The following is an 11,121-nucleotide window of genomic DNA, read 5'->3' on the forward strand; positions in this document are numbered from 1 at the left end:
CGAAACTGTTGATTCGGAAAAAGGTAAAACCTCCGGGTTTAGCCGGAGGTTTTACCTTTATTTTCTTGCTGCCTCAAACTGATCCAGCACCGTCTGCCGGGGTGCGGGCGTGAGGAGAGAGACCACCACGATGACCACCAGGGCGCAGCAAGAAGCCGGGCGGCTGGCAGCAGCCACAGGGCGTAGAGGATTACAGGGGAGATGCGCCTGCGGAAGAGTGTGCGCAGAAGCAGCAGCACGGTGATGACTAAAGTCCCCTGTACGCTCATTTGCAGCAGCTGCGTCATGAGCCTTCCCTGCCTTTCCGCAAAAGCGTGATCAGCTCTTCTACCTCTGTGCTGTCAAGCGCCTCCGAGTTCACCAGGGACTGGGCCAGCAGGGCTACATCCCCACCATACACCCTGTCCAAAATCTGCCGGGTCTCCTCCTGTACCGCAGCTTCCTTCTGAATCAGTGGCCGGTAGAGCTTTACCGGCCTGGCCACTTCACAGGAGATGGCCTTTTTTCTCCATATGATTCAGGAAGGCGGCCACCGCCGGCTTGCTCCAGTTCTGGCCCGCAACACCGTCACAGATCTCCCGAAAGGTAGCGGTCTCCCGTTTCCAGATCTCCTGCATAATGAGCCACTCGCTGTGAGAAAGAGATACACTGTGTTCCATACCACGCCTCTATTAACTATTTTTCTAATGGAACTATAACGCATCTCTGCCAGGAAGTCAGGAGAATATTAACGAAAGCGTTAATAAAGCTGGTGGAAGAGAAAAGCGGGAGAGATGCCTTTTTTATAAGCTGAAAAAATATCTCCACCCCCTTGCATTTTGTCGAAGAATATGATAGCTTGAATGTAATAGAAAATACTTTTATAAAAGAAGGGGTGGCGTATGCAAAAGGCACTGACGTCTGCAGCCCTGAAACAAACCAATCGGCGAAGGATCTACCAGTATATCTATCAAAATGTGGAGCCGGTGACTAAACAGGAGATTGCCGGGGCCCTGGGATTAAGTTTGCCCACGGTATCTGGTAATCTGAATGATTTTCTGGAGGAGGGCCTGCTGTCCTATTCCGGCACCCAGGCCTCCACAGGCGGGCGGAAGCCCAGAACCATTTCCCTGGTGGCGGACGCCCGGTTTTCCGTGGGAATCTCCATCATGGACGATGCGGTGCGGCTGGTGGCCATCAACATCCGGGCCCAGGAACTGGGATACCAAAAGATATATAAAAGATTCAATCATGGTCCGCGCTACTATCAGCAGGTCGCCCAGTTATTGGAGGAGTTTTTGGATGCGCTGGGGTTGGATCGGAAAAGACTGCTGGGCGTGGGGATCACCGTTCCGGGCATTGTGGATGCGGAACGGGAGCGTCTGGTGTTTGCCCCCACGCTGGAACTGCGGGATATCCCTCTGGCTGAAATCACAGGGGCCTTTTCCTACGCAGTTCGTGTAGAAAACGACGCCAATGCCAGCGGATATGCGGAAAGCTGGGCCAGAAGAGAGGGGAGAAACCTAATTTATCTCTCTCTGGAGCGAGGCGTGGGCGGCGCCATCCTTATGGAAAATAAGCCTTACACCGGGGACAATGGCCGCAGCGGAGAGTTTGGCCATATTTGTGTGGTGCCTGACGGCAGGCCCTGCCGGTGTGGCAAGCGGGGCTGTCTGGAGGCCTATTGTTCTACTTCTCGCCTCAGTGATGACTTGGGTATCACCCTGGAGGAATTTTTCTCCATGCTAAAGTGCGGCAACCACCAGATTGCACTGACCTGGGAGCAGTATCGCCACCATCTGACGGACGGCCTGGCCATCATCCGCATGGGTATGGACTGCGACATTGTGCTGGGCGGTATGCTGGCGGCCTATCTGGAGGATCAGCTGGACCTGATTCGACAGGAGGTATGTCAAAAGACGCTTTTTGATGGAGACGGCGCATTTTTGACTTTGGACCGATTCAAATCCCACAGTGCCTGTGTGGGTGCGGCTTTGCACGATGTAAACCGATTTTTGGACTCTTTTTAAATGGAAAGAAAGGGACGCCCGACAGTAATCCTGCTGGGCGTCCCTTTTTGGCAAAAAGCACACAGCACTTTGTACAATCTTTTTGAACATTGGGAGAAATGTCAAAAAGGGGATTGACTTTTTTGAATGGAGAGAGTAACCTAATGCCAAGAACTTTAGTAAATCTATTTTATAAAACAGATTTATGATAGCGTAACGGTGATAAGGAAAAGGAGGAACCAGTTATGGGCAAACGACCTGTTACTCTGTGTACCTGTCAGTGGGCGGACCTGCCTCTGGACGAACTGTGCGCGCTGGCGGAAAAGATGGGCTATGACGGCCTGGAGATCGCCTGCTGGGGCAGCAATTTGGATCTGGACCGGGCTCTGGAGGATGAGAGCTACATACCTTGGGTGCAGGAGACGCTGAAAAAGCATAACCTGATCTGCAAAGCCCTGGCCACCCATATCATCGGCCAGTGCGTGGGCGACGCGCCCGACCCCCGGCTGAACAACTTCGCCCCCGCCGCACTGGCTGACCAGCCTGACGCCATCCGCCAGTGGGGCATCGATACCATGAAGAAGGCCGCCGTGGTGGCTAACAAGATGGGTGTTAAGATCATCACTGGCTTTACCGGCTCTCCCATCTGGAAGTACCTCTACTCCTTCCCCCAGACCACCGAGGAGATGATCGAGGACGGCTACAACAGAATCGTGGAGCTGTGGACCCCCATCCTCAATGAGTTCAAGAAGAACGATGTCAAGTTTGCCCTGGAGGTCCATCCCGGCGAGATCGCCTTTGACTACTACTCCACCAAGCGCCTGCTGGAGAAGTTCTCCGACCGGCTGGAGTTCGGCATCAACTTCGATCCCAGCCATCTGATCTGGCAGGGCATCAAGCCCCATCTGTTCCTGTCCGACTTCCGTGACCGCATCTACCACGTCCACATGAAGGACGCCGCCGTCACCCTGGACGGCCGCAGCGGCCTGCTGGGCTCCCACATCGACTTCGGCGACCTGCGCCGGGGCTGGAACTTCCGCTCCCTGGGCCACGGCGATGTGAACTTCGAAGAGATCATCCGGGTGCTCAACGACATGGGCTACGACGGCCCCCTGTCGGTGGAGTGGGAGGACAGCGGCATGGACCGCATTGACGGCGCCACCGAGGCCGCCGCCTTCGTCCGCAAGGTGGACTTCAAGAAGTCCGACATCAAGTTTGACGACGCCATCTCCAATGGCTGAGGAAAGGCAGGTCTGAAAGCATGGCAAAAGAACTGAGATACGGCATGGTGGGCGGCAGCGTGTATGCCTTCATCGGCGAGGTGCACCGCAAGGCCATCGCCTTTGATCCCCGGGCGGAGCTGGTGTGCGGCTGCTTCTCCAACATCCCATCGGAGAACGAGGATACCGCCAAGGCCTACGGCATCGACCCCGACCGGATGTATGCCGACTACAAGGAGATGGCCAAGGCGGAGGCTGCCCGGCCTGACGGCATCGACTTCGTCTCCATCTGTACTCCCAACTTCCTCCACTACGAGATCGCCAAGGAGTTCCTGCTGGCGGGCATCAATGTGGTGTGCGAGAAGCCCCTGTGCTTTGAGGTTGGCCAGGCAGAGGAGCTGGAGGCTCTGGCCAAGGAGAAGGATCTGCTCTTTGCCGTGACCTACACCTATCCCGGCTATACCATGAGCCGGGTCATGAAGGATATGATCGCCGCCGGCAAGATCGGCAAGATCGCCGCCGTCAACGCCGAGTATGTGCAGGACTGGCTCATCAACGAGCTGGAGCCCCAGGAGGGAGCCAAGGAGAACCTGTCCGTCTGGCGGAAGGACCCCAAATTCTCCGGCATTTCCAACTGCGTGGGCGACATCGGCACCCACATCGAGGCCTATGTTCGTTATGTCACCGGCCTGAAGATCAAGCGCCTGGCCGCCACCACCAACAAGTACGGTCACGCTTTGGACCTGAACGCCAACATTCTGGTGGAGTATGAAAACGGCGTCAACGGCGCCTACTGGTGCTCTCAGATCGCCGCCGGCCATTACAACGGCCTGGTGGTGCGGGTGTTCGGCGATCAGGGCTCCCTGGAGTGGCACCAGGAGCAACCCGACAGCCTGTACTATACGCCCAAGGGCGGCGCTATGCAGATGCTCACCCGGGGCGGCAACGGCATCGACCAGCCCGCCGGCGGCTACAGCCGTCTGCCCGTGGGCCATCCCGAGGGCCTGTATGTGGCCTTCGCCAACATCTACCGGGACTACGTCACCGCCCTCATTGAGAAGAAGGCGGGCAGGCCCTACTCCACCGATTCCATTACCATGGTGGACGCCGGTGTGGAGGGCGTCAAGTTTGTCCACGCGGTGGTGGAGAGCGCCGAGAAGGACTCCGCCTGGGTGGAGATGTAACACACGGCATTTTTTGCGGCGGCAGCCGCGGAAAATAAATTGATAAGGAGGACCAATGAACATGAAAAAGTATCTTGCGCTTATCCTTGCAATCGTCATGTCCCTGAGCCTGGTCGCCTGCGGCGGCGGCAGCACCGAGAGCCCCAGCGGCGGCGGTGAGACCCAGCCTGGCGGCGAGCCCGCTGCCGGCAGCAAAATTGCCATCCTGGTGCCCAACGCCGACCATGGCTGGACCGGCGCCGTCATGACCTACGCCGAGGAGAAGGCTGCCCAGATCAACGAGGAGGGCAAGTACTCCGCTACCGTCATCACCTCTACCGACGCTGCCAACCAGATCTCCCAGGTGGAGGACCTGATCTCCAACAAGACTGCTGACGCTGTGGTCATCCTGCCCCAGGACAACACCCTGGAGGCTACTATGAAGAAGCTGGCCGACAGCGGTATCCCCTTCGTCATGTTTGACCGCATCATTGACTCCGTCTCCGCTGACGCTGTTGCCTCCGTTAAGGGTGACAATGAGGGCATCGGCTCCGCCACTGCCCAGCGCTTCATCGACAACGGCCTGCAGCCCGGCGACAAGATCCTGGTGATGCCTGGCGACAACTCCTCCGTGCCCGAGATGCGCAACAACGGCTTCCAGAAGACCCTGAAGGACAACGGCTGGACTGACGAGCAGATCGCCGGCATCCAGTCCACCGCCTACACCGGCTGGAGCCGCTCCGAGGGCAAGAAGCTCTTTACCGAGTGGCTGGAAGCTTCCACTGTGGAAGAGATCACCGCTACCAAGTACATCTTCACCCACGACGATGAGATCGCCATGGGCATCCTGGAGGCTCTGAAGAGCTCCGACATCGACGAGGCCAAGAAGCAGGCCTTCCTGGGCGCCGGCGTGCATCTGGGCTCTTCCTCCGGCCTGAATGAGATCTACAGCGTGCTGAAGGGCATCCATCAGAAGGACTACACTGCCGAGGTCGGCCAGCTGGCTGATCTGTTCTCCGTGACCTATGATCCCGCCATGATCCAGATCGCCATCGACGATATGATCACCCACCTGGAGGGCGGCGAGGTGAAGCAGGATCACGTCATCCCCGTTGAGGTCGTGGACGCGACCAACGTTGACCAGTACAAGGGCTTTGGCGACGCGGTCTCCCAGTAAGATATCCACCCCGCAGGGCCCGCGGGCGCTCAGCGCCAGCGGGCCCTGCGCCCCATAAGAGGAACAGGAGGTTAGACATGGAGATGCTGAAGATGACCGATATCTCCAAAAGCTTTTTTGGAGTGACGGTACTCGATCATGTCGATTTCAGCGTGGAGCGGGGGGAGATCCACGCGCTGCTGGGAGAGAACGGAGCAGGAAAATCTACCCTGATGAATATTTTGGCCGGCGTCTATACCAGAGACAGCGGTCAGGTGGTTTTTAACGGCAAACCCCTGGAACACAACACCGTTGCCGCCACGGAGCAGGCCGGTATCGCCTTTGTTCACCAGGAATTGAACCTGTTTAACGACCTGAAAGTTTACGAAAACATCTTTCTCCGCAAGGAGATCACCGGGCGGCTGGGCAATCTGAACAAGCGGGCCATGATCGAGCAGTCCCATGCGCTGTTTCAGCGGTTGGGCGTGGACATTGACCCCTGCGCGATGGTCTCTGAGCTGGAGACGGGAAAAAAGCAGCTCCTGGAGATCGCAAAGGCCCTGCACGCCAATGCGGAACTCTTTATTCTGGACGAACCTACCACTGCACTGAACAACGAGGAGATCGCCCACCTCTTCGCCATCGTCCGGCGATTGAAGGAGGCGGGGAAATCCTTCATCTTTATCTCTCATAAGATGACAGAAATATTTGCCCTGGCAGACCGGTACACGGTGCTGCGAAACGGCAAATTTATCCATAGCGGCGCCATTGCTGATACCACTCCCACGGAAGTGACCCGCATGATGGTGGGCGAGCGGTACAGCGAAGAGGAGGCCTATATTCAGCGTGAGCTGGGTGAGCCCATCCTGGAAATGGAGGGCCTGTGCGGACGGGGATTTCACAATATTGATTTGACCATCCGCCGGGGCGAGGTGGTGGGCTTTACCGGACTGGTGGGCGCCGGCATCAGCGAACTGTTCCAGACCATTTTCGGAGAACTGCCCATCACCGGGGGTACACTGCGCATTGCAGGCGTCCCCATCACCGGCCACACCATTCACAAGGCCATGCTGAACAAGGTGTCCATGATTGCCGCCAACCGGAAAGAAAACTCCATCATTCCGGACTTCACTCTGCTGGAAAACAACTACGTCTCGGAACATACTCTGAGCTTCCGCCATCAGCACATCTCCAAGAAGAAGGAAACCGTGAAATACGAGCAGCTGCGCCAGAAGCTCAACATCAAATCCAACTCTCCTGACGATATGATTACCGCCCTCTCCGGCGGTAACCAGCAGAAGGTGATCCTGGCCCGGTGGCTCAACACCAAGGCGGATATCCTTTTGATGGACAACCCCACCCAGGGTATCGATGTGGGCGCCAAGGCGGAGATCTACCGTCTGATCCAGGAGCTGGCCCAGGCGGGCAAGACCATTCTGGTCAATACCCTGGAGATCCCCGAGATCCAAAAGGTTGCCGACCGCTGTGTGATCTTCTACCACGGAGATTTGAAGGCCCAGCTGGAGCGCCGGGACATCAATGAGGAGGCCGTCATGCTCCAGGCGACCAACGCCATCAATACTGTGGAGGTGTCCAAGTAAATGGAAAAGAACACTTTGACAGCCCGGAAGTCCGGCTCCATTACAAAAACCATTGGCAATTATAGTTTTGTTCTAATTTTCCTGGCCATCTTTGTGGCCTACCTGATCATCAACCAGGGCGCTACCACCTGGAGCGGCGTGATGAATATCCTGCGCCACTCCGCCGTGGTGGGTATCCTGGCCTTCGGTATGGGTATGGTTATCATCACCGGCGGCATCGATCTGTCGGTGGGTTCCATGCTGGCACTGGTAGGCGGCCTGACCGTCGTGGTGTTCAATAACACCAACAATCCGGTCATCACCTTCCTTTTCGCCCTGTTTGCCGGCGCTGTGTGCGGCCTGATCAACGGCGTGTTTGTAGGCGTAGCGAAAATGCCCGCCTTTATCGTGACGTTGTCTACCATGCTGATTTACCGCTCCATCGCCCAGTACTATCTGCGTACCATGGGATTGTCCATCTATAACATGGAGGGCACCCTGTCTACTTACGACGCCATCTACGGTTTTGGTCAGGCCAAAGTCCTCACCGTGCCGGTAGTGGGTATCGTACTCATCCTGGTCACGGCCATCATGGTGTATGTGTCCACCATGACCAAATTCGGCAAGCGGGTATATGCCATCGGCTCCAACGAGAAGGCGGCCCATCTGGCCGGTATCAACGTAACGGTCACCCGGGTCATGGTGTTTGTGGTCACCGGTCTGCTGGCGGGCGTATCCGCCTTCCTGCTGCTGGCCATGAACGGCTCTGTGGACCCCGCTACTGTGGGCAAGAGCTATGAGATGTATGCCATTGCCGCAGTGGTCATCGGCGGCATCAGCATGAGCGGCGGCAAGGGCAAGCTGCTGGGCGTGCTCTTCGGCGCCATGTCCTACACCATCATTGACAAGATCATCGCATCTCTGGGCCTGGACGCCCTGATCAACGACACCATCAAGGGCTCCATCCTGCTGGTGGCCGTCCTCATCCAGATGGTGGTGCCGGTGATCCGCGGCAAGCTGAAAAAGAGCGGAAATTAAACGGGAGGGAACGCATTATGAAAGCATACGATGAGATCAAAACCATCCCCTATCTGGGGCCGGACAGCAACGAGCCCTTTGCCTTCAAATACTACAATCCGGACGAGGTGCTGGCGGGCAAGCCCATGCGGGAGCACCTGAAGTTCGCCATGAGCTACTGGCACACCATCTGCGCCGAGGGCGTGGATATGTTCGGCAGCGGCACCATGGATAAGAGCTTTGGCCAGAGCGATCCCATGGCCAAGTTCCGGGCCAAGGCCGACTTTGCATTCGGCCTGATGGATAAGCTGAATCTGGACTATTACTGTTTCCATGATGTGGACGTGGCGCCCGAGGGAGCCACCGTCCGGGAGAGCCTGGAGAATTTCCGGATCATGGTAAGTTACCTGAAGCAGCTTCAGGAAAAGCACCATAAAAAGTGCTTGTGGGTCACCGCCAACAACTTCGGTGACAAGAAGTTCATGGCGGGCGCCGCCACTTCCTGCAGCGCCGACGTGTATGCTGTGGCAGCCGCCAAGGTAAAGGCCTGTATGGATGCCGCCATTGAGCTGGGCGCTACCGGCTATGTGTTCTGGGGCGGCCGCGAGGGCTATGAGACCCTGCTGAACACCGACATGGGGCTGGAACTGGACAATCTGGCCCGCTTCCTGAAGATGGCCCGGGATTATGGCCGTGCCCACGGCTTCAAGGGTGACTTCTACATCGAGCCCAAGCCCAAGGAGCCCACCAAGCATCAGTATGACTTCGACGTGGCCACCTGCATGAACTTCCTGCGGAAGTACGGCCTTACCGACGACTTTAAGATGAACATCGAGGCCAACCACGCCACTCTGGCGGGCCACACCTTCCAGCATGAGCTGCGGACCGCCATTGTCAACGACTCCTTTGGCTCCATCGACGCCAACCAGGGAGACCTGTTCCTGGGCTGGGATACCGATCAGTTCCCCACCGACGTGTACAACACCACCTACTGCATGATGGAGGTGCTGAAGGCGGGCGGCTTTACCAACGGTGGCCTGAACTTCGACGCCAAGACCCGCCGTCCCTCCAACACCCTGGAGGACATCCTGCTGGCTTACATCGCCGGCATGGACTCCTTCGCCCTGGGCCTGCGGAAGGCTCTGGCCCTCCAGGCAGACGGCCGCCTGGATCAGTTCGTGGAGGACCGGTATGCCAGTTATCGCAGCGGCGTGGGCAAGACCATCGTGGACGGCACCGCCACTCTGGAGTCCCTGTCCGACTATGCCATGGGCCTGGAGAAGATCGACGTGCCCAGCGGGCGGCAGGAGTACCTGGAGACCATTGTCAACAACGTCATGTTCCGCTGAGCGCTTGTGCGCGGAGGGGCGCGCCCAGTATGGTGCGCCCCTTTTATATTGGAAAGGAGAAAGGGCTATGGCATATCTGATGGGCGTGGATCTGGGTACTTCCGGTACCAAGACCGCCCTCTTTGACGAGACAGGCCGCACCGTGGCCTCCTGTACCGCCACCTATCCGCTGGACCAGCCCCACAACGGCTGGGCGGAACAGGACCCGGAAGCCTGGTGGCAGGCTGCCTGTGAGACCATCCGGGGTGTGCTGGATCAGAGCGGCGTATCACCCAGCGAAGTGAAGGGCGTGGGCCTGTCCGGCCAGATGCACGGTCTGGTGATGCTGGACGGGGAGGGAAGGGTGCTCCGCCCATCCATCCTGTGGTGCGACGGCCGCACCGGCCGGGAGTGCCAGGAGATCACAGAATTGGTAGGGAAGGAGCGGCTCATCCAGCTCACCGCCAACCCGGCCCTCCCCGGCTTTACCGCCGGCAAGATCCTGTGGGTGCGCCGCCATGAGCCGGAGCTGTACGCCAAGTGCCGTCACATCCTGCTGCCCAAGGACTACCTGCGCTATAAGCTGACGGGGGAGTTTGCGACTGACGTGTCCGACGCCTCGGGCATGAACCTGCTGGACGTGGCCCGCCGCTGCTGGAGCCAGGAGGTGCTGGATAAGCTGGATATTGACCCGGCTCTGCTGGGTAAGCTGTATGAATCCGTTGATCTTACCGGCACGGTGACGGCAGCCGCCTCTGCGGCTACCGGTTTGACTCCCGGAACGCCGGTGGCAGGCGGCGCGGGAGACAACGCCGCTGCCGCGGTGGGTACCGGCGTGGTGCGGTCCGGCCGGGCCTTTGTGACTCTGGGGACCTCTGGCGTGGTCTTTGCCCACGCCGACCAGGTGAGCATTGACCCCGGCGGACGGGTCCATACCTTCTGCGCCGCCGCGCCCGGAGCGTGGACAGTGATGAGCTGCACCCTGGCCGCTGGTCTGTCCCTCCAGTGGTTCCGCAACCAGTTCTGCGCTGAAGAGCGGCGGCAGGCGGAGGCGGAAGGGGTGGACCCCTACGACATCATGACCCGGGAGGCCTCCCAGTCCCCCATTGGCTCCAACCGGCTGCTCTACCTGCCCTATCTGATGGGCGAGCGGTCCCCGCTGCTGGACGAGAAGGCCAGAGGAGCCTTCATCGGCCTGTCCGCCATGCACGGCCGGGGGGATCTGATCCGGGCGGTGATGGAGGGCGTGTCCTACTCTCAGCGCCAGTGCCTGGACATTCTGCGGGAAATGGGCGTGGCCCCCGACCACATCATGGCCTGCGGCGGCGGCGGACGCTCCCCCTTCTGGCGGCAGATGCTCTCCAATGTGCTTGGCTGCACCGTCCAGACCGCCAAGGCGGCCCAGGAGGGCCCGGCCCTGGGCGCGGCCATTCTGGCTGGCGTGTGCGCGGGGGTGTATCCCGACGTGCCCACCGCCTGCGACGCTATTGTGCATCCCGATCAGTCCTGCGCCCCCAACGGGGCGGACAGCACCCGGTACGAGCCTTTCTACCGGCTGTATACTGAGCTCTATCCCGCCCTTAAGGACAGCTTTAGCTGATTGCCGATTTCCAGGCGCTTCTCCCGGAAAATTTCATAGCCGGAAGCGCTCATTTTTACATCGCTGAGA

9 protein-coding genes and 1 pseudogene are annotated in these 11,121 nt (G+C 58.6%); 8 read left to right on the forward strand and 2 right to left on the reverse strand.

Annotated features, from left to right (window positions below; translation table 11 throughout):
* Nucleotides 1–38 precede the first annotated feature (38 nt).
* Together WHJ28_RS03610 and WHJ28_RS16470 are read right to left on the reverse strand one after the other, a co-directional pair.
* Nucleotides 39–287 carry a M56 family metallopeptidase gene (locus WHJ28_RS03610; RefSeq protein ID WP_340039788.1) on the reverse strand — a complete coding sequence of 83 codons (249 nt, stop codon included), beginning with the start codon at nt 285–287 and terminating at the stop codon, nt 39–41.
* Nucleotides 284–659 (reverse strand): annotated as a pseudogene (locus tag WHJ28_RS16470) (BlaI/MecI/CopY family transcriptional regulator). The gene WHJ28_RS03610 and the pseudogene WHJ28_RS16470 overlap by 4 nt, the downstream one beginning before the upstream one ends.
* A 222-nt stretch (nt 660–881) precedes the next feature.
* On the opposite strand from WHJ28_RS16470, the gene WHJ28_RS03625 reads away from it, so the two are divergent.
* The 8 genes from WHJ28_RS03625 (at nt 882) to xylB (ending at nt 11,052) form a co-directional block, all read left to right on the forward strand.
* The gene (locus WHJ28_RS03625; RefSeq protein WP_340039791.1) at nt 882–2,009 is read left to right on the forward strand and encodes an ROK family transcriptional regulator; all 1,128 of its coding nucleotides are present in this window, start codon (nt 882–884) and stop codon (nt 2,007–2,009) included.
* A gap of 224 nt (nt 2,010–2,233) precedes the next feature.
* Nucleotides 2,234–3,229 (forward strand): sugar phosphate isomerase/epimerase family protein, encoded by a 996-nt coding sequence (locus tag WHJ28_RS03630; protein WP_340039792.1) that lies wholly within the window; start codon nt 2,234–2,236, stop codon nt 3,227–3,229.
* A 20-nt stretch (nt 3,230–3,249) separates the two neighbouring features.
* The gene (locus WHJ28_RS03635) at nt 3,250–4,392 is read left to right on the forward strand and encodes a Gfo/Idh/MocA family protein (protein WP_340039793.1); all 1,143 of its coding nucleotides are present in this window, start codon (nt 3,250–3,252) and stop codon (nt 4,390–4,392) included.
* Nucleotides 4,393–4,453: 61 nt separating this feature from the next.
* On the forward strand, nt 4,454–5,548 hold the full coding sequence (locus WHJ28_RS03640) for a substrate-binding domain-containing protein (protein WP_340039794.1): 1,095 nt from the start codon (nt 4,454–4,456) through the stop codon (nt 5,546–5,548).
* A gap of 77 nt (nt 5,549–5,625) precedes the next feature.
* Nucleotides 5,626–7,128, forward strand: coding sequence for a sugar ABC transporter ATP-binding protein (locus WHJ28_RS03645; protein WP_340039795.1), 1,503 nt, complete (start codon nt 5,626–5,628; stop codon nt 7,126–7,128).
* A complete protein-coding gene (locus WHJ28_RS03650; protein ID WP_340039797.1) occupies nt 7,129–8,145 on the forward strand; it encodes an ABC transporter permease in 1,017 nt (338 codons plus the stop codon).
* 17 nt (nt 8,146–8,162) lie between these two features.
* The gene (xylA, locus tag WHJ28_RS03655; RefSeq protein WP_340039798.1) at nt 8,163–9,473 is read left to right on the forward strand and encodes a xylose isomerase; all 1,311 of its coding nucleotides are present in this window, start codon (nt 8,163–8,165) and stop codon (nt 9,471–9,473) included.
* A gap of 67 nt (nt 9,474–9,540) precedes the next feature.
* Complete coding sequence (gene xylB, locus WHJ28_RS03660; protein WP_340039799.1) at nt 9,541–11,052, forward strand: xylulokinase; 1,512 nt, start codon at nt 9,541–9,543, stop codon at nt 11,050–11,052.
* The last annotated feature ends 69 nt before the right edge of the window (nt 11,053–11,121 follow it).

This window comes from Flavonifractor porci (assembly GCF_037572415.1).
In the GTDB taxonomy this organism is placed as follows: Bacteria; Bacillota; Clostridia; order Oscillospirales; family Oscillospiraceae; genus Flavonifractor; species Flavonifractor porci.

Coding starts and splice junctions, on each gene's coding strand:
- WHJ28_RS03610 (WP_340039788.1), bottom strand. CDS start 287: ATGACGCAGCTGCTGCAAATGAGCGTACAGGGGACTTTAGTCATCACC.
- xylB (WP_340039799.1), top strand. CDS start 9,541: ATGGCATATCTGATGGGCGTGGATCTGGGTACTTCCGGTACCAAGACC.
- WHJ28_RS03625 (WP_340039791.1), top strand. CDS start 882: ATGCAAAAGGCACTGACGTCTGCAGCCCTGAAACAAACCAATCGGCGA.
- WHJ28_RS03640 (WP_340039794.1), top strand. CDS start 4,454: ATGAAAAAGTATCTTGCGCTTATCCTTGCAATCGTCATGTCCCTGAGC.
- WHJ28_RS03650 (WP_340039797.1), top strand. CDS start 7,129: ATGGAAAAGAACACTTTGACAGCCCGGAAGTCCGGCTCCATTACAAAA.
- xylA (WP_340039798.1), top strand. CDS start 8,163: ATGAAAGCATACGATGAGATCAAAACCATCCCCTATCTGGGGCCGGAC.
- WHJ28_RS03635 (WP_340039793.1), top strand. CDS start 3,250: ATGGCAAAAGAACTGAGATACGGCATGGTGGGCGGCAGCGTGTATGCC.
- WHJ28_RS03645 (WP_340039795.1), top strand. CDS start 5,626: ATGGAGATGCTGAAGATGACCGATATCTCCAAAAGCTTTTTTGGAGTG.
- WHJ28_RS03630 (WP_340039792.1), top strand. CDS start 2,234: ATGGGCAAACGACCTGTTACTCTGTGTACCTGTCAGTGGGCGGACCTG.